Below are 17,370 nucleotides of genomic sequence, written 5' to 3'. Positions count from 1 at the left end.
GGATTTGAAAGATGAGCAGTATATCGAGACGTAACCTGGCGTCGACCTTGGGGTCGACGCTCACCAGGCTCGCGGCCGCGGCGATAATCGCGGGTGCCGGTCTTGCCGCTCCCGGGATGGCGCTTGCCCAGACCCGCAGCATCGTGATCGACGATGGTATCGTCACGAAGCTTGAGCTGACACCGGGCTACACGCTGACGCTCGAGACCTCGGACAGTTTCGCCGACATCCTGATCGGTAACACCGATGTGGTCGATGTGTTCCCGCTGACGGACAATTCCTTGTACCTCCAGGCGAAGACCAACGGCTACACGAACGTCACGCTCTACTCGGTGGACAAGCAGCTGCTCGAGGTGATCGACGTTCGGGTCCGTACCGATTTCGACGAGCTTCGCCGGTCCATCCAGCGCGCTGTACCGTCGGCCAAGGTCGACATCCTCAACGTCAACAACCGCATCCGGGTGTCCGGACAGGTGAAGAACGAGGTCGATCGCAAGCGCGTTCTGGAGATCGCGCAGCAATATTCGGAAGACCCGGTCGTCAACGCGGTGCGCGTCACCAACGCACAGCAGGTCGAGCTGGACGTCCGCATTCTCGAGGTCGAGCGCAACTCCGGCCGCGAGCTCGGCGTGAGCCTCACCGCGATCGAGAAGGACACCGGCAACGTCACTGGTCGGACCAGCGGTAACCTTCCGCTCGGTCTCGGGACGCCTTTCGGCACCGCCATCGGCGAGCTTCTGGAAATCTCGGGCTTCGAGATCGACTTCGTGATCAACGCGCTCGAGGCCAAGGGTCTTGCCCGGCGTCTCGCCAATCCCAAGCTGGTCACTACCAGCGGCGTCGAGGCCAATTTCGTCGTCGGCGGCGAGGTTCCGATAAGCCAGGCGGTGATCTCCGAGGCGGGCATTCCGGTCTCCGAGACCGGTTACCGCGAATACGGTGTGCGCCTGAACTTCGTGCCGAACGTGCTCGACGACGGCGTGATCTCGCTTCGGATCACTCCGGAAGTCTCCGACATCGACCCGTCGATCAGCGTCAACGGCCAGCCGGGTTTCATCACCCGCAAGGCCGAGACCACTGTGTCGCTGCGCGACGGGCAGAGCTTTGCTATCGCCGGTCTTCTCCAGGCCAACAACGCCCGCTCGGTCGAGCAGGTGCCGTGGCTCGGTCAGCTGCCGATCCTCGGCGCGCTGTTCCGCTCCAGTGGCTTCCAGAAGCGCGAAACCGATCTCGTGATCCTGGTGACGCCGCGCCTCGTGCGCCCCGCAACGCCGAACGAACCGCTGGTCAGCCCGCTTGCCACCACGCGCTCGTCCAACGATGTCGAGCTGTTCCTCCTGGGCATGCTCGAGGTCGACAAGCAACTGCTGCGGCGCTTCGCCGAGGGCGACGGTGTCGTCGGTCCTTATGGTCACATCATCGATCTGGATTTTGAAGATGGCATTCTGGTCAAGAAGTAAGCGGCTGGGTGCCGCCGCAGCGCTCCTCCTGCTGAACGCAGGCTGTGCCGCTGAATATTGGAACAACTGGGACACGGTCTCGGCCCGCGCGGGCAACGCGCCCGAAGCGAACACGGCGATCCAGACGATCCAGCCGTGGCCGCCGGGGGCCTACGACACCGACATCGACGTGTCGCAGTGATATGATCTCCGCACCTGGCCCGAGGGCCGGGTGCGACCTGTTTTGAAAGAGGGGCCTCACGGCCTCGTGTTTTGGTGATTGTCGAAATTTCGGCATGGATTGGTACGCGATGAGGTTCACGGGGATCGGAAAGTTCAGGGGGGACGAACAGGGCGTCATTTTGATCGAGACGCTTCTGGTTCTTCCTGTGTTGCTGCTCACCTGTTTTGGCATCCTCGAATTCGGCAATATCATGTGGCAGCGGGAGCAGCTGCAGATCGGCGTGCGTGACGCAGCTCGATATTGGTCGCGATGTACCGCAGATCTGCCGACCGGCGGCTATACCGCGACGTGTAACGAGATCACGGCCCGGAATATCGCTCTTTACGGAAATCCGGCTGGGACAGGACGGCTTCGCGTTCCAGGCTGGGATGCTGCATCAGAAATTGTATTTACGCCGGCACATGAAGATTTGCCGACGACACCGACCGCAGGCGATCTCGTCACGGTCTCCGGCGCTGCTCCCTATACCGGGACACCGGTGACCGCGTTCGTTTTTAGCAACCTGATTACACTGCGGTCCACGCATTCCGAAAGGTATATCGGATGGTAAGGATCCGTAGCCCGAAGGCCATGCTCAGCGACCGTTCGGGCGTCACGTTCGTCGAGGCGCTTCTGGTGATGCCGATCCTTATCCTGATGATGGCCGGGATGATCGAGCTCGGCGTGCTGATGGCCCAGTTCAACCAGACCGTTAAGGCGATGCATATTGGCGCCCGCTATCTCGCCGTATCCTATCCGGTCCTCGATGACTCTCTCCTGGATTCGAGTGGAGGGGGAATTTTGCCATCAATTTCTGCCATGCGGTCATCGAACGCGGCTGGACAGCCGTCGCCAAATGACGGACTGGCAATAAGTTGTACGACAGGCTCGACACCTGCTTGTAATTCGACCCGCCTCAACGCCATCCTGACCGGCGGTGACGGCGTTTGCGGGCGCCCAGCAACGTACTCCCGGCCCGGTATCTGCGATGTTGCGCCTGCCGTGACGGCCAACAATCTCCGCGTGACTTACTTCCGGACCGGCCTCGGCTATGCGGGTCGGCCCTACGGACCTGTCGCCACCATCCGGCTCGAGCTGATCAATTTCCGCTTCGACTTCATGGGTCTCGCCGGGGTACTCGCTCTCTTCGGAGCCAATACCGCGAGCGGTTTTGTCTTCCAGCCGCAGCCCGTCACCATCACCAGCGAGGATATGTGGAGCGTCCGGTGCGATCCGCCGGCAACCAGCTGCTGACCCAACGATAAATCGAGCACCGAAAGCCCTTACATGAATATTGCCTCCCCATCGCGCATTCTCCTCGCCGCCATCAGCGGCAAGAGCGTGCGCGATATCGAAGTCCTGATCGAAAAGGCCGGCCGCGCGCGCTACAGGACGGTCGGGGCCGAAGAGCTGGAAACCGCCCTGAACGAGGAACAGCCCGATGTGGTGGTTCTCGAGATCGAGACGCTGGGCGAGCGTGAGACCGCGGTCCTGAACGAGATCCGCGCCATCGCGCCGGACACCGCGCTGATCGTGACCTCCGAGGCGCTGAGCCCGTCGGACATGCGCGCGCTTCTTCGCTTCAACCTGCATGACTGGCTGGCCAATCCGCTCGAGGATGACGAGTTCATCGGGAGCCTCCAGCGCGCGGTCCGCGCCGGGAAGACCAACCGCAACCGGGTGCACGCGGTGATCTCGGCCGTGGGCGGGGCGGGTGCCACCACGGTGGCGATCTCGATGGCCGACATCGCGGTGCAGGGCTTTTTCAAGCGCAAGCAGGATGTCGCTCTCTTCGATCTCGATTTCTCGCTCGGCAACTGCGCGCACATGCTGAATATGGTCAGCTCGTTCAACATGGGCCATGTCGCGGCCAATCCGAGCCGGATCGATTCCGAGTTCATCTCGGTGATCCGCCGCGAGCATGACAACGGCTTTTCGCTCTATTCCTTCAAGCTGCCGACCCTCAACACCGAGATGAACGGCTACGAGATGGTCCTGCGTCTCCTCGACGCGGTCAGCATGGAGCACGACCACACCATTCTCGACATTCCATACTACGAGACCGAGTGGAAGGATGACGTGATCGCCGCGGTCAACACCGTGACCATCGTCACCGAGCTGAACCTCGCCTCGATCAAGCACGCCATCGACCTGGTCGAGCGGGTCCGCGACGTGCGGGGCAAAACCTTCCCGATCAACGTGATCATCAACAAGACCGAGGGCAGCCTCTTCGGGCCGCGGATCGGCAAGAAGCGTCTCGAGGAGCTTTTCGAGAAGGTGCCCTTCACCTTCCTTCCCGCCGATAACAGCCTCTTCGGCGAAGCGGTCGACCGCGGGGTCGCGCCCTCGGAAGTGTCCAAGCGGGCGAAGTTCCTGAAGGATCTGCGCAAATACATGCGCGATCTCGAGATGGAGGAGAAACCGGCATGAACGGAAACACCTTCTCGAGACGCCAGGCGCTCACGCTGATCGGGGCTGCGATGCTCGTCCCGACCTCCGCGACCGCGCAGGTCAAGAAAGTGCCGCGCAACCACGGCCAGCGCACCATGCGCGTTGTGCCCTATCAGAGCAACGAACGGCCCGGCACGATCATCATCTCCAATGCCGACCGGACGCTGCACCGCGTGCTTCCCGGCGGCAAGGCCGAGCTCTACCAGATCTCCGTGGGGCGCGAGGGCTTCGCCTGGACCGGCACCACGGTCGTCGGCGCCAAGCGCGAATGGCCGGAATGGCGCCCGCCCGCGGCAATGCGCCAGCGCGATCCGTCGCTGCCGGACATGGTGCCCTCGGGCCCCTACAATCCGCTCGGCGCCCGCGCGCTTTACCTCTACAGCAATGGCCGGGACACGCTCTACCGCATTCATGGCACCAACAGTGCCGGAACCATTGGCGGGTACGAGACCTCCGGCTGCTTCCGTCTGACCAATGCCGACGTTCTGGATCTCTTCGCGAAGGTCCCGACCGGCACCAAGGTCATCGTATATTGAGACAGGGATAAATCATCATGGTAGGCCGCTTCTTCCGCTCCTCCCCGCAAGACGAGACCAAGAGCCCCAGCGGGCCCCTGGTCCTCGACGAGCCCGTGAAGAACGGCAAGGCCAATGGTGCGTCCATGGTGCCTGCCACCGCATCCGAGCCGATGGATTTCGTCAACGAGCGGGTGCAGATGCACCGCTATCTGCTCGACAAGATCAACCTCTCGATCCTCGACACGATGGAGGAAGAGGAAATCCACAACGAGTTGCGCCCGATGGTGCGCGACTACACCAAGCAGCAGAACATGCCGCTTTCGGCCGCCGAGCTCGACCAGCTCGTGTCGTCGATCGGCGACGAGATGCTGGGGCTCGGTCCCATCGAGCCGCTTCTGGACGACGAGACGATCTCGGACATCCTGATCGTCGGCTCGGGCACGGTCTTCATCGAACGGTTCGGCAAGCTCGAACAGACCAAGGTGCGCTTCAAGGACGAAGACCACCTTCTGCGGATCATCAACAAGATCGTCGCCTCGGTCGGCCGACGCGTCGATGAAAGCTCGCCCTTGGTGGACGCGCGTCTTGCGGATGGCTCTCGTGTGAACGTGGCAATCCGGCCGGTCGCCGTCGACGGACCGCAGGTCTCGATCCGGAAATTCTCGAAAAAGCCGTATTCGCTTGAGAAACTCGTCGCCAGCAACGCGCTTGCCCGCGGTATGGCCGACCTCCTGTCGGCCGCGGTCGAGGGCAAGGTTTCCTTGGTGGTGTCGGGCGGCACCGGTTCGGGTAAGACGACGATGCTCAATGCGCTTTCGGCCTATATTCCGCATAACGAGCGCCTCGTGACGATCGAGGACGCGGCGGAACTCCAGCTGCAACAGCCGCATGTCGTGCGCCTTGAAACGCGCCCGCCGACGGTCGATGGCCGCAACGAGATCATGCAGCGCGACCTGGTGAAGAACGCGCTCCGGATGCGTCCCGACCGCGTCATCATCGGCGAGGTGCGCGGCGGCGAAGCCTTCGACATGCTTCAGGCCATGAACACCGGCCATGAGGGGTCGATGTCGACGATCCACGCCAACAACCCGAGGGACGCTCTGGCGCGGATGGAGCAGATGGTCGGCATGGCAGGCCTGCCGATGAACCAGATGTCGATCCGTAGCCAGATCACCTCGGCCGTGCACCTGATCCTTCAGCTCCAGCGCCTGCGCGACGGCACCCGCCGCGTGACCTCGATCGCCGAGATCACCGGCATGGAGGGCGAGGTCGTCCAGCTTCAGGAGCTCATGCAGTTCCGCAGGCTCCGCACCGAGGATGACGGCACCATCGTGGGCGAGTTCCGCGCCACCGGCATCCGCCCCCGCTTCCTCGACGATCTGAAGTCGATGGGGCTGCGGGTGAGCGATTCCTACTTTGACCCCTCGAGCCCGTTGACGTGACCCATGCTTGAAAACCCCTTTATCTTCTACGGCCTGTTCTTCGCCGCTGCGCTGCTGATTGCGGATACGCTCTTGCGGCTTCTCACCGCGCGGCGGCGGTCCGAGCAGCAGGTCAAGAACCGCATGCAGGCGCTCAAGGCCAAGAAGGGCGAGACCGCGGCCCTGAGCGAGCTTCTGTCGCGCCGCCGCGTTCCGGGCGACGGCCGCATGGACATCTTCGCGATGTTCACCCGGACGATGGCCCAGACCGGCCTCGAGATCAGCACACCGAGGCGCCTGCTTTATCTCTTCGGTCTTTTCGCCATCGGGATCATCATCTCGACGCTGTTCCTGGGATTGACCGGTTTCGTCCGCCTGGGGTTCGGTATCGTCTTCGCCCTAGCCGTGGCCTGGTTCGCGATCGTCATCATGCGTCGGCGTCGGATCAACACATTCACCACGCAGCTCGCGCCAGCGATCGAGATCATTGTCCGCAGTCTGAACGCCGGGCACCCGCTCAACTCGGCTATCGCGCTTGTCGCCCGCGAGATGCCCGATCCCATCGGCTCCGAGTTCGGCATCCTGTCGAGCCAGCTGACCTTCGGCTCGGACCTGCATCAGGGCTTTCTCAACATGATCCAGCGCGTCGGCGCGCCGGAACTCAACCTTCTCGCGGTGACGGTCAGCGTCCAGCGCGGCACCGGCGGAAACCTGTCTGAGATCCTGGAAAATCTGGCGAAGATGATCCGGGACCGCTTGATGCTCAAGGCGAAGATCCGCGCGATCTCGGCCGAGGGCCGTATGACATCTTGGATCATGCTCGGCTTCCCGTTCTTCTTGTTCTTCATGATCAAAGTCATGGTGCCGGATTATTACGACGAGCTCTGGGAGAGTGGCTACGGCACGCATGTTGTGGTGACCTGCCTCATCCTCATGTTCTTCGGCATGATCATCATCCGTAAATTGGTGAATTTCGACTTCTGAGACTCCGTCTCAAAGGGGAGACCCGCTTGTGAACGAAACACTTTTCCTGATCGGCATCTTCTTTGCGGTGTTGCTGTTCGTCTTAACGCTCAGCCGCATCGTGTCCAATCGTCGGGAAGTGTCGCGCAACGTGGCCGCCGCCCGCCGGGGTCGCCGCAAGACCAACGAAGACATCGAGCGTCTTCTCGGCACCGGCAACGAACAGATCCGCTACTATCTGGACACGGTTCAGAACGCTCCGCTCAACTCGCTCAGGATGCGCCTGGTTCAGGCGGGATATTTCGACAAGAGCGCACTCTTCTGGTTTAACGTGATCCGGCTCGTCGCCACTGCCGGTCTTTTCCTTGCCGTACAGTTCGGCTTGCCGCAGATCTCGCCGTCGACCTCGACCCCGGCCGCGCTTCTCTTTGCGACCGTTGCAGCGGCGGCGGGCTTTATCGGCTGCTCGTGGTTCCTGGAACGTCAGGGAAAGAAGCGCATGATCGAATTTCGCAAGATTTTCCCGGATTTCATGGACCTTCTGCTGGTTTGCGTGGATGCAGGCTTGTCCATTGACGCATCGATAGACCGAGTGACGCGCGAGTTTCTCAAAACGGTCGAGGATTTCGGCGTCCAACTGTCCATCGTCAGCCTCGAAGTCCGTGCGGGTCGTCCCATGCACGAAGCCTTGCATAACCTCTCTGAACGAATCCGGGTAGAAGAAGCGCGCATGCTCGCCGTGCTCTTCCGGCAGTCTGAAGAGCTCGGCGCGTCGGTCAGCCAAACCCTCAGAACGTTCGCCGCTGAAATGCGCCAGCTTCGCCTGATCCGCGCCGAAGAGAAGGCAAATACCCTGCCGCTCAAGATGCTCTTCCCGATGGCGCTCTTCATGTTCCCGGTCAATCTGATCATCGTTCTGGTACCGGTGATGCTATCGCTTTTGAAGATGTTCCTCGCACTTGCTCCCGGTGCGACCTAGGAGGTCCGAGATGTTCAAACTGTCCTCGACCAAGCGCAAGACGCCCGAAGCCGCAGAGACGGCGCCCGCAGCCGAGCCAACACCTGACGTCGCCGTGCCCGAGAGCGCTCCGACGCCGACCCCGTCCGCGCCGCTCGCGGCGGCAGAGCCGACGCCGGTTGATCCCGCGGACGAGCGTGTCGTCACCACCGGCCAGTTCCCCTATTTCAAGCCGCCCCGCACGATCGAGGAGACCGGGCTCAGCGAGTCGTTCCTGATCGGACTGACGGCCAAGGTGCTCTACGACGGCGGCACCATGACGCCCGCGGATATCGGCGAGGTCACCAAGCTTCCCAAGATCGTCTGCCGGTCCCTGATCAAGGAAATGACTCACCTGCAATATGTCGAGGCGCTGGGCCTCGAGACGCAGGACATCAAGTCCGACATCCGCTACCAGCTCACCGACGCCGGCCGGAAAGCTGCGCTCGAGGCCCTTCAGGCGTCGAGCTATATCGGCCCGGCCCCGGTCTCGCTTTTCGAGTTCGAAGCGCAGATCGGACGCCAGTCGATCACCCATGAGCAGCTCCAGCATCACGAGCTCGAAAAGGCGTTCTCGCATCTCGTGATCGCCGATGGCATGATCGAACAGCTCGGGCCGGCGGCGAACTCCGGTCGTTCGATGCTCTTCTACGGCGAGCCTGGCAACGGGAAGACCTCGCTGGCCGAGGCCATAGGCATGGCGTTCAAGGACACGATCTACTTCCCTCACGCGATCCTCGTCGGCAGCCAGATCATCCGCTTCTACGATGACACGCTGCATGTCGAAGGCGAGATGCCGGAAGACCCGATCGACCAGCGCTGGGTGCCGTGCAAACGCCCGGTGGTGATCGCGGGCGGCGAACTGACGCTCGCCATGCTCGACCTCATGTTCGAACCGGGCTCGCGCTTCTACGAGGCGCCGATGCATCTCAAGGCGCTGGGCGGGGTCTTCGTGCTGGACGATTTCGGCCGTCAGACCGCAGCGCCGCAGGCGTTCCTCAACCGCTGGATCGTGCCGCTCGAGAAGGGCTTCGACATCCTGTCGCTGCACACCGGCAAGAAGTTCACCGTGCCCTTCGACCAGCTGGTCGTGTTCTCGTCGAACATGATGCCGGAAGAGCTGGGCGACGGCGCGGCCCTTCGCCGGATCTACTTCAAGATCTTCGTGCCCTCGCCGACCAAGGAAGACTACCTCGAGATCTTCCGCGACGCGGCCGCGTCCTACGAGCTCGAGTGGAAAGAGGACATCGTCTCGAAATTCTATGACGACAAATACGTCGCCCAGGGTCTCGTGACCTCGGGTGCGCATCCGGGCTTCCTGATCCGCCACATTCTTGCCGCCGCGCGCTATCTCGACCGAAAGGCCGAGCTCAGCCGCGAGCTTCTAGACCTCGCGTGGCGGAATGTGGCCGCAGCCAAGAAGAGCCATACGCACGCCCCGACCTGACCTCGAAACAGACTGTTTCCGACCCTCTCGAGGGCGGCGGAGAACTGCCTCGTGACAGTTCCCGCGTGAGTTGATATACCGTCGCTAAGCACTTTCCTGAGTGGTAAGCGAATGATTGACGTTCTGGTCGGTCGCTCATTGCGCAATCTCCGTTTGAAACGGGGTCTCTCCACGCGGCAGGTCGCTTATCTTCTCTGTATCGACCCGGTCGAGCTGACCGAGTTCGAAGCGGGACGCGCGCGCCCCAGTGCAGTCCAACTGCATGAATTCGCTCTCTTGTTCGGCATTCCGATCGAACGGATCTTCATGAACGAGATGCCCGAGGCATCGCCGTCGGGGGTGGGTGGACCAGCGCCTCGCGACGACCAGGTTCAAGAGATCGCCCGGGACTACGGGCAGCGTGACCCGATCGAACGGATTTTGACCTTCGGCATCCTAACCGCGACCGCCGAACCCTGACACGCTGACGCCACCGCCATGTGGGAGCGACGAGCCTTTGCCCATGGACGTCATAGATCTCAGCGCGCTCGAGACCCCCGAAGAGAATTATCGGGACTATCTCGCGCGTCTCTGCGACCGGCTCGGTCTCGATTACGCGGCCTATGCGGGCAGCAATTCGCTCGAGCACACGATCCACGGCGTGGTCACCTATCCCGACGAATGGCAACGGCGGTACGTGGCCGAGGGCTTGCAGAACATCGACCCGACGCTGCAGGCCGCCGCGCGCTCCATCGCGCCGGTCGATTGGTCTCGCCTGCGCGGGGGAGAGGCCTTCGACGTCCTCTTCAGCAAGGCCGGCGATCACGGAATTGGCTGGCAGGGCCTGACGATCCCGATCCGCGGACCCTATGGCGATGTCGGCATGTTCAGCGTCACGCGCGATGTCAACGATACCGAGTGGGGTCGCCTCAAACGCCGGATCCTGCCCGAATTGCAGGCGGCCGCCGTCCATCTGCATGACAGCATCATGACCTCGGGCACCCTGGCCAAGGCGCTCAACCGGCCGCGGCTGTCGGCGCGCGAGACCGAGATCCTGCAATGGACCGCCGCCGGGAAATCGCAGCAGGACGTGGCCGACATCCTCGGGATTTCGCACCGGACGGTCGAGGTTCACCTGCGCTCCGCGCGCGAAAAGCTCGGCGCGCTCAGCTCCGCCCAGGCGGTCGGCCGGGCGATCGGGCTTGGACTGATCTACCCGTTCTGACCCGCCCCGACCCGTTCACCTATCCGAGAGGACAGGCGGGTATACGGGATTCCCCCAATAGTTTTGTCACACGCTAGAGGCGATTCTCTCAGAACGGGACACAACGTTTTGGGGGTTACTATGATTATCGTTATCGATGGACTGAACAAGGACCGTTACACGGGTCTGCTGGACCAGATGTATCAGCTTCGGGCGCGCGTCTTTGCCGACCGGCTGGGCTGGGATGTCACCGTGCGCGACGGCAAGGAGATCGATCAGTTCGACGCCTTGGATCCCGCTTACGTGCTGGGCGTGAACGATGACGGCCGGGTCGTCGCCTGCGTCCGGGCGTTGCAGACCACCGGGCCGCACATGCTGGCCGACGTCTTCTCGGACATCCTGCGGGGCGAGCCGCCCTTGCGCAGCGCGACCTTGTGGGAATCCACGCGGTTCTGCGTCGACACACAGGTGCTCGAACGCGGCAAGTCGCGCAACTCGGTCAGCTACGCCACCTGCGCGCTCATGGCCGGATCGCTCGAATACGCGAAAAACAGCGGCATCAGCGATATCGTCACGGTCATCGACCCGGTGATGAACCGCGTGCTGCAACGCTCCGATTGCGCGCCCTACGGCTATGTCGGTGAGACGACGCCGATGGGCAAGGTGCCCGCGATGGCGGCGCTTCTGGATTGCACCGACGAGCGGATTGCGAAGATCCGCGCCTTTGCCGGGATCGAAGGGGACATCTTCCTCGACCCGGCCCGGTGCGAGGCGCTGGCCGATCCGGTCGAACAGGCGCCGATGGACGTGGTGGACGACTCGCTCGAGTTCTACTGCCGTGAGCAGGTCGCGCAGGCCACGACCGAGGAAGAGCGTGTCGCGGCCTGGGCATTGATGTCGCGCCTGCGCGACGTGGGAATGATCGCGGGCCGGGAACGGCTCGTGGGCGGTTACCGCTGACCGCCGAGCAGGAGCACCGGTATTTGAACCGGTGCCCCGAATCTGTCACAGGCAGGCCTTTACGTTTCCGGAGGCCCGCCTGTGACAGAGCTGACCCTGCAGAAAAACGTCTTTCGCGATCTCGAGCCGCTGGGCCGGCTCCTGCAAGACGACCGTGACCTCGCGCTGGTCAATCCCAACGCGCAAGCGCCGTTCGACCCGGTCGAATGGCACGAGAAATGGCTCAACGAACCCGATGACGCGTCCTTCTACCTCCTCGATGCCGAGGGCCGCGAGGTCGGCTTCTTCGCGCTCCGCGTCGGTGTCGGTCCGGAGGTGCGTCACCTGACCTATGTCTTCGTGGCCGAGGAGGCGCGCGGCGGCGCGGGCGAGGTTCTGGCGGGCTTCGTGGAGCAGGCGGCGCGCGATCTCGACGCCCTGACGATCACGCTCAAGGTCGAGCTCGACAATGAACCCGCGCTCAGCGCCTACCGGTCCGCGGGCTACGAGGAGCTCTCGCAGCGCGGCGGCATGGCGACCATGCGGCTCGATCTCGGGTAGGGGCACCCCACCCGGACGACCCATGCGACGCCGATGGTGCGGCCCGCATCCAAGCCCCTGACTGTCCTGGAAAATCCGACAGAAACCTCCGCCCTGAAACAAGTCGGGCGACGACCCTCCCGCCCGAACGGGTAACGCTTTTCTCCGCGAACGGGGGCGGGATTCTATACGTCCGGTTCTGGCGGAGACGCAGTGCGGAGATCATCTTCGTGCCATGCTCAGTTCAGACATCGCCACTCCCGACCATCCCATGGGGTTCGCCGACAGCCCGTCCCGGCGCACGCGCCGCACGGGCCTCGACGCGACCAATGTCCGCGACATCCTGCTCGACTGTCTCGTGAGCACGGTCGGCGACAAGGTCAGCGATCTCGCCCGCATCCTGGCCGGGCGCCGGGCGATCGACACGATCCCGACCGAGCAGCGCTTCCTCGCGCTCCAGGCGATGGGCGCCTGGCACCAGCTTCTCGCCATCGCGCGCGAGTTCGAAGCGGTTCACGCCCGCCGCGCGCTCGAACGCTCGGGCGGACCCGCCGACATTCCGGGCAGTTTCGCCAATGTCATCGACACCGCCGTCGCGCGCGGCACCTCGCCCGAGGCGATGGCCAAGGCGCTGGAGCGGCTCGATGTCGCGCCGACGATGACCGCGCATCCGACCGAGACGAAGCGCGTCACCGTCCTTGAGATCCACCGCCGGATCTATCGCCGCCTGACCGAGCTCCTGTCCCGCGCCTGGGCCCCGAGCGAGGAGACGGCCTATTACGACGCGCTCTGCGCCGAGGTCGAGCTCTTGTGGCTCACCGGCGAATTGCGGCTGGAAAAGCCCTCGGTCAGCCAAGAGGTCGCCTGGGGCATCTATTTCTTCCGCGAGGTGCTCTTCAACGCGGTGCCCGCGCTTTTTGACTCGCTCGGCCACGCCCTGTCGAGCGCCTATTCCGACCAGCCCGCGCCGCGCTTCCTGCGCTTTTCCTCGTGGATCGGCGGCGACCGGGACGGCAACCCGCATGTCACCGCCGACATCACCGGCGCCGCGCTGGCCGAGTACCGGCTCGCGGCGGTCTCCTCGTTCCTGCCCGATCTCCGCGCGCTCTGCCGCGACCTGTCGCTGTCGCTTTCGGTCGCCGAGGTGCCCGAGACATTCCGCAGCGCCGTCGACGCGCAGCTCGCGCTGTGCGGCGAGGCTGCCGACCATATCCGCGTCCACAACAGTGCCGAGCCGTTCCGCCAGTTTGCCTCCGCTCTGCTGATGCGGCTCGAAGCGACGCTGCAGTCTGATCCCGCGCCTGGCGCCGTCCGACCCTTTGCCAATGCGCGCGAGTTCCAGGATCTTCTTCAGATCCTCGACGCCGCGCTTCTGGCCGCCAAGGCCCCCGCCAACGCCCGACGCCGCACGCGGCCGCTTGTCCAGCGCGCCGAGGTCTTCGGCTTCCACGGGGTCAGCCTCGACATCCGCCAGAACGCCACGGTCATCAATCGCACCGTCGCGGCGGTCCTTGAGGCGCGCGGCCTCAGCCCATGCCCCGCGCCCAACACGCCCGAATGGTCCGACGCGCTCCGGGACGCGCTCGCCACCGACGGCCCGCTCGAGACCGCGCAGCTGATCGACCTTACGGAAGAGGCGCAGGAGACGCTCGCCCTCTTCCGCCTGATCTCCGAACAGCGCGCGCGGGAGCGTGCCTCGATCGGCGCGTTCATCTTGTCGATGACCACGAGTGCAGAAGATATTCTTGCGGTATACTTAATTGCTCGGTGGTGCACCCCAAGGGACGGATCGGTCGCCGCGACGACGCCTCCGAACGTGGTGCCGCTTCTCGAGACCATCGACGATCTGCGCGCCGCGACCGAAATCCTCGACACGCTCTTCAAGAACCGCACCGTCCGGCGCGCCATCCGCGAGAATGGCGACGTGCAGGAGGTCATGCTCGGCTATTCCGACAGCAACAAGGATGGCGGTTTCCTGACCTCGAACTGGGAGCTCTCCAAGGCGCAGACCGCGCTGCAGCGCGTGGCCGAACGCCACCGCGTGCAGATCGGGTTCTTCCACGGCCGCGGCGGCTCGGTCAGCCGCGGCGGCGCGCCCGCGGGCCGCGCCATCGCCGCGCAGCCCGACGGCACCGTGAACGGGCGGCTCCGCGTCACGGAGCAGGGCGAGATCGTTTCGGCCAAGTTCGCCAATCGTGGCACGGCGCTCGCCAATCTCGAATATCTCTCGGCGGCGGTGCTGGGCCATTCCCTGCGCGCCGCTCATGGCCGGTCCGACGCGCCCGAGTTCAACGAGGCGCTCGAAGCGCTTTCGGGTCTGAGCCAGGTGCGTTATCTCGATCTCGTCCGCACCGACGGGTTCATCGACTATTTCCACGAGGCCAGCCCGGTCGAGGAGCTGGCGCTTCTCAAGATCGGCTCCCGCCCCGCCAAGCGCTTCTCCAAGGGCAAGCGCGACCTGGGCGACCTGCGCGCGATCCCCTGGGTCTTCGCCTGGAGCCAGAACCGCCACATGATCACCGGCTGGTACGGGATCGGCTCGGCGCTGTCTTCCTTTACCCGGGTGCGCGGCGAGGACGGTCTCGATCTTCTGCGGCGCATGTTCGAACGCTCAAAGCTCTTCCGGCTGGTCATCGACGAGGCCGAGAAGCTGATCACCCAGGCCGATATGGAGATCGCCCGCGATTATGCAGCGCTGGTGGTCGACCCCGACGCCCGCGACCGCGTCTTCGCCAAGATCGAGGCCGAACACGCACTCACCCGCAACATGATCCTCGCCGTCACCGGCGAAACCGACCTGGCGCTGCGCTTCCCGCTCTTCCGCGAAGAGACCGAGCGGATGCGGGCGCAGATGACCGGCCTGCACCGGATGCAGGCGCAGCTCCTGGGGCGTGTGCGCGACGCGGGCGGGCCCGACGCGGCCCGGCGCGACGATGTCGATGCGCTCCTGATGTCCATTCACGTCATCTCCAGCGGGCTTGGCTGGACCGGGTGACGGTCCCGGAAAACAAGAGAGGATTCCCCATGAACATGCATGATACCGGAACACGCACCGGCTTTTTCACCCAGTCGCTCGCCGAGCGCGATCCGGAGATCGCGGAGGCGGTCTCGAAGGAGCTCGGGCGGCAGCGCGACGAGATCGAGCTGATCGCCTCGGAGAACATCGTCTCCGCCGCCGTGATGGAGGCGCAGGGCTCGGTGATGACCAACAAATACGCCGAGGGCTATCCCGGCCGCCGCTACTATGGCGGCTGCCAGTTCGTCGACATCGCCGAAGAGCTCGCCATCGAGCGCGCGACCAAGCTCTTCTCCTGCGGCTTCGCCAACGTCCAGCCGAACTCGGGCAGCCAAGCCAACCAGGGCGTCTTCACCGCGCTTCTGCAGCCCGGCGACACGATCCTCGGCATGAGCCTCGACGCCGGCGGCCACCTGACCCACGGCGCCAAGCCCAACCAGTCCGGCAAATGGTTCAACGCGGTGCAATACGGCGTCCGCCAGCAGGACAGCGAGATCGATTACGACCAGATCGCCGCGCTCACCGCCGAGCACCAGCCGAAGATGCTGATCGCCGGCGGCTCGGCCATCCCGCGGGTGATCGACTTCGCCAAGATGCGCGAGATCGCCGACACGGTCGGGGCCTATCTCCTTGTGGACATGGCGCATTTCGCGGGTCTGGTGGGGACCGGCGCCTATCCCTCGCCCTTCCCGCACGCCCATGTCGCGACCACCACGACTCACAAGACCCTGCGCGGACCGCGCGGCGGCATGATCCTCACCGATGACGAGGCGATCGCCAAGAAGGTCAACTCGGCGATCTTCCCGGGCATCCAGGGCGGCCCGCTGATGCATGTGATCGCGGCCAAGGCGGTGGCCTTCGGCGAGGCGCTCCGGCCCGAGTTCAAGAGCTATATCGAGCAGGTGGTGGTGAACGCGCAGGCGCTCTCGGACCAGCTGATCAAGGGCGGGCTCGACACGGTGACCCACGGCACCGACACGCACCTGGTGCTCGTGGACCTGCGGCCCAAGGGCGTGAAGGGCAACGCCACCGAAAAGGCGCTCGGGCGCGCGCATATCACCTGCAACAAGAACGGCGTGCCGTTTGACCCCGAGAAGCCGACAGTGACCTCGGGCATCCGCCTCGGCAGCCCCGCGGGCACGACGCGCGGCTTCGGCGAGGCGGAGTTCCGCCAGATCGCGGACTGGATCATCGAGGTGGTCGACGGGCTCGCGGAGCATGGCGAAGAAGGCAACTCGGCCGCTGAGGACAAGGTCCGCGCCGAGGTCGCCGAGCTCTGCGCCCGCTTCCCGCTCTACCCCAACCTCTGAGACCCTCCCGGGCGCTTTCCGAACCGGAAAGCGCCCGAAATCCGATCCGGATTTCGGCGGATTTTTCCTACAAAAATCCGCGCCCGGGCCGGACCTGGGCTCCACGCCAATAAGACTCGCCTCAGTTGCGGTCGTCCTGTACCGCTTGGTCCTCGGAACCATCGAGGAGCGTCCAGAATGTCTGAGAGCAGCGCGGCACCCGGCCTCTACACCCAGGTCGAACCCCTGACACAGGCGCGGCATCAGCGCTTGGGTTTCGTCGGCGACGGAAGCTACGCCTTCGCGCGCTCGCTCGTGAGTGTTCCCGCGAGTCTCAGCGAGATGGTTCTTCTCCAGCGTCACATGCCGCTGGTCTTCGCCGGAGAGGACAGGCCGGTGCCGATCGCGGTGATGGGGCTCGAGGCCGCGCAGGGCGGGCTCTTCATCGACGCCGCCGGGCGCTGGATGCCCGGCATCTCGGTCCCCGCCTTCCTGCGCCGCTACCCGTTCATCGCGATCCCGAAGCCCAACGGCAAGGAGCTGGTCCTGGCCGTGGACTTGGCGTCGGATCTCGTCGCCGACGATGCGCCGCATCCGCTCTTCGAGCGGGGCCAGCCCTCGGACCGGGCGCAGGCGGCCTTTGCGCTGGCCACGCGGCTCCACCATGATTTCGACGCGGCCCGCGAGGTCGGTGCCGCGCTTGCCGAGGCCGATCTCCTGGTCCCGCAAAGCGCCGAGTTGACGTTGGCCGACGGACGCAAGATCGGGCTCAGGAACTTCCGTGTCGTCGACGAGGAACGGCTCGCCGCGCTTCCCGATGCGGTCTTCCTGGAGTGGCGCCGTCGCGGATGGCTCCCTGCGATTCATGCGCATCTCATGTCGCAGGCGGCGTGGACAGAGCTTGCACGCCTGGCGTGATTCCCTCTGGAAGTGAGTCACTTTAA

Annotated in this window: 17 protein-coding genes; all 17 read left to right on the top strand. The window is 64.2% G+C overall.

The annotated features are described in order from the left end of the window. Positions 1–11: 11 nt before the first annotated feature. The 17 genes from ACFQ4E_RS01970 (at position 12) to ACFQ4E_RS01890 (ending at position 17,344) form a co-directional block, all read left to right on the top strand. Positions 12–1,460, top strand: a complete 1,449-nt coding sequence (locus ACFQ4E_RS01970; protein ID WP_386801236.1) for a type II and III secretion system protein family protein — start codon at positions 12–14, stop codon at positions 1,458–1,460. Further along, positions 1,438–1,641 (top strand): hypothetical protein, encoded by a 204-nt coding sequence (locus ACFQ4E_RS01965; protein ID WP_386801235.1) that lies wholly within the window; start codon positions 1,438–1,440, stop codon positions 1,639–1,641. The genes ACFQ4E_RS01970 and ACFQ4E_RS01965 overlap by 23 nt, the downstream gene beginning before the upstream one ends. 94 nt (positions 1,642–1,735) lie before the next feature. Beyond that, complete coding sequence (locus ACFQ4E_RS01960; protein WP_386801234.1) at positions 1,736–2,233, top strand: TadE/TadG family type IV pilus assembly protein; 498 nt, start codon at positions 1,736–1,738, stop codon at positions 2,231–2,233. A 20-nt stretch (positions 2,234–2,253) separates the two neighbouring features. Further along, positions 2,254–2,916: a TadE/TadG family type IV pilus assembly protein gene (locus tag ACFQ4E_RS01955; protein WP_386801233.1), complete on the top strand. Its 663-nt coding sequence runs from the start codon at positions 2,254–2,256 to the stop codon at positions 2,914–2,916. A gap of 33 nt (positions 2,917–2,949) precedes the next feature. Beyond that, a complete protein-coding gene (locus ACFQ4E_RS01950) occupies positions 2,950–4,092 on the top strand; it encodes an AAA family ATPase (protein ID WP_386801232.1) in 1,143 nt (380 codons plus the stop codon). After that, positions 4,089–4,649 (top strand): L,D-transpeptidase, encoded by a 561-nt coding sequence (locus ACFQ4E_RS01945; protein ID WP_386801231.1) that lies wholly within the window; start codon positions 4,089–4,091, stop codon positions 4,647–4,649. The genes ACFQ4E_RS01950 and ACFQ4E_RS01945 overlap by 4 nt, the downstream gene beginning before the upstream one ends. Positions 4,650–4,666: 17 nt before the next feature. After that, a complete protein-coding gene (locus ACFQ4E_RS01940) occupies positions 4,667–6,073 on the top strand; it encodes a CpaF family protein (protein WP_386801230.1) in 1,407 nt (468 codons plus the stop codon). Between the two features lie 3 nt (positions 6,074–6,076). Continuing rightward, complete coding sequence (locus ACFQ4E_RS01935) at positions 6,077–7,036, top strand: type II secretion system F family protein (RefSeq protein ID WP_386801229.1); 960 nt, start codon at positions 6,077–6,079, stop codon at positions 7,034–7,036. A 28-nt stretch (positions 7,037–7,064) separates the two neighbouring features. Continuing rightward, positions 7,065–7,994 carry a type II secretion system F family protein gene (locus ACFQ4E_RS01930; RefSeq protein ID WP_386801228.1) on the top strand — a complete coding sequence of 310 codons (930 nt, stop codon included), beginning with the start codon at positions 7,065–7,067 and terminating at the stop codon, positions 7,992–7,994. Between the two features lie 10 nt (positions 7,995–8,004). Next, entirely contained in the window at positions 8,005–9,459 is a 1,455-nt protein-coding gene (locus ACFQ4E_RS01925) for an ATPase (protein WP_386801227.1), read from the top strand. 111 nt (positions 9,460–9,570) lie between these two features. Further along, positions 9,571–9,918, top strand: a complete 348-nt coding sequence (locus tag ACFQ4E_RS01920) for a helix-turn-helix transcriptional regulator (protein ID WP_386801226.1) — start codon at positions 9,571–9,573, stop codon at positions 9,916–9,918. A 43-nt stretch (positions 9,919–9,961) separates the two neighbouring features. Next, a complete protein-coding gene (locus ACFQ4E_RS01915) occupies positions 9,962–10,663 on the top strand; it encodes a LuxR family transcriptional regulator (protein WP_386801225.1) in 702 nt (233 codons plus the stop codon). A gap of 120 nt (positions 10,664–10,783) precedes the next feature. Next, complete coding sequence (locus ACFQ4E_RS01910; protein ID WP_386801224.1) at positions 10,784–11,602, top strand: acyl-homoserine-lactone synthase; 819 nt, start codon at positions 10,784–10,786, stop codon at positions 11,600–11,602. An 81-nt stretch (positions 11,603–11,683) separates the two neighbouring features. Beyond that, positions 11,684–12,142 carry a GNAT family N-acetyltransferase gene (locus ACFQ4E_RS01905; RefSeq protein WP_386801223.1) on the top strand — a complete coding sequence of 153 codons (459 nt, stop codon included), beginning with the start codon at positions 11,684–11,686 and terminating at the stop codon, positions 12,140–12,142. Positions 12,143–12,356: 214 nt separating this feature from the next. Beyond that, the gene (locus ACFQ4E_RS01900) at positions 12,357–15,116 is read left to right on the top strand and encodes a phosphoenolpyruvate carboxylase (protein WP_386801222.1); all 2,760 of its coding nucleotides are present in this window, start codon (positions 12,357–12,359) and stop codon (positions 15,114–15,116) included. A 35-nt stretch (positions 15,117–15,151) separates the two neighbouring features. Then, the gene (gene glyA, locus ACFQ4E_RS01895) at positions 15,152–16,447 is read left to right on the top strand and encodes a serine hydroxymethyltransferase (RefSeq protein WP_386801298.1); all 1,296 of its coding nucleotides are present in this window, start codon (positions 15,152–15,154) and stop codon (positions 16,445–16,447) included. A gap of 177 nt (positions 16,448–16,624) precedes the next feature. After that, complete coding sequence (locus ACFQ4E_RS01890) at positions 16,625–17,344, top strand: SapC family protein (RefSeq protein WP_386801221.1); 720 nt, start codon at positions 16,625–16,627, stop codon at positions 17,342–17,344. Positions 17,345–17,370: the final 26 nt, after the last annotated feature.

It is taken from the genome of Litorisediminicola beolgyonensis (assembly GCF_042679605.1).
In the GTDB taxonomy this organism is placed as follows: domain Bacteria; phylum Pseudomonadota; class Alphaproteobacteria; order Rhodobacterales; family Rhodobacteraceae; genus Litorisediminicola; species Litorisediminicola beolgyonensis.
The sequence above is the reverse complement of the archived record's forward strand: the minus strand, read 5'-3'. Positions and strand labels throughout refer to the sequence as shown.

What these genes read in the sequence shown, in the direction of transcription:
- ACFQ4E_RS01970 (WP_386801236.1), top strand. Translation starts at nt 12, where the DNA reads ATGAGCAGTATATCGAGACGTAACCTGGCGTCGACCTTGGGGTCGACG.
- ACFQ4E_RS01965 (WP_386801235.1), top strand. Translation starts at nt 1,438, where the DNA reads ATGGCATTCTGGTCAAGAAGTAAGCGGCTGGGTGCCGCCGCAGCGCTC.
- ACFQ4E_RS01960 (WP_386801234.1), top strand. Translation starts at nt 1,736, where the DNA reads ATGGATTGGTACGCGATGAGGTTCACGGGGATCGGAAAGTTCAGGGGG.
- ACFQ4E_RS01955 (WP_386801233.1), top strand. Translation starts at nt 2,254, where the DNA reads ATGCTCAGCGACCGTTCGGGCGTCACGTTCGTCGAGGCGCTTCTGGTG.
- ACFQ4E_RS01950 (WP_386801232.1), top strand. Translation starts at nt 2,950, where the DNA reads ATGAATATTGCCTCCCCATCGCGCATTCTCCTCGCCGCCATCAGCGGC.
- ACFQ4E_RS01945 (WP_386801231.1), top strand. Translation starts at nt 4,089, where the DNA reads ATGAACGGAAACACCTTCTCGAGACGCCAGGCGCTCACGCTGATCGGG.
- ACFQ4E_RS01940 (WP_386801230.1), top strand. Translation starts at nt 4,667, where the DNA reads ATGGTAGGCCGCTTCTTCCGCTCCTCCCCGCAAGACGAGACCAAGAGC.
- ACFQ4E_RS01935 (WP_386801229.1), top strand. Translation starts at nt 6,077, where the DNA reads ATGCTTGAAAACCCCTTTATCTTCTACGGCCTGTTCTTCGCCGCTGCG.
- ACFQ4E_RS01925 (WP_386801227.1), top strand. Translation starts at nt 8,005, where the DNA reads ATGTTCAAACTGTCCTCGACCAAGCGCAAGACGCCCGAAGCCGCAGAG.
- ACFQ4E_RS01920 (WP_386801226.1), top strand. Translation starts at nt 9,571, where the DNA reads ATGATTGACGTTCTGGTCGGTCGCTCATTGCGCAATCTCCGTTTGAAA.
- ACFQ4E_RS01915 (WP_386801225.1), top strand. Translation starts at nt 9,962, where the DNA reads ATGGACGTCATAGATCTCAGCGCGCTCGAGACCCCCGAAGAGAATTAT.
- ACFQ4E_RS01910 (WP_386801224.1), top strand. Translation starts at nt 10,784, where the DNA reads ATGATTATCGTTATCGATGGACTGAACAAGGACCGTTACACGGGTCTG.
- ACFQ4E_RS01900 (WP_386801222.1), top strand. Translation starts at nt 12,357, where the DNA reads ATGCTCAGTTCAGACATCGCCACTCCCGACCATCCCATGGGGTTCGCC.
- glyA (WP_386801298.1), top strand. Translation starts at nt 15,152, where the DNA reads ATGCATGATACCGGAACACGCACCGGCTTTTTCACCCAGTCGCTCGCC.
- ACFQ4E_RS01890 (WP_386801221.1), top strand. Translation starts at nt 16,625, where the DNA reads ATGTCTGAGAGCAGCGCGGCACCCGGCCTCTACACCCAGGTCGAACCC.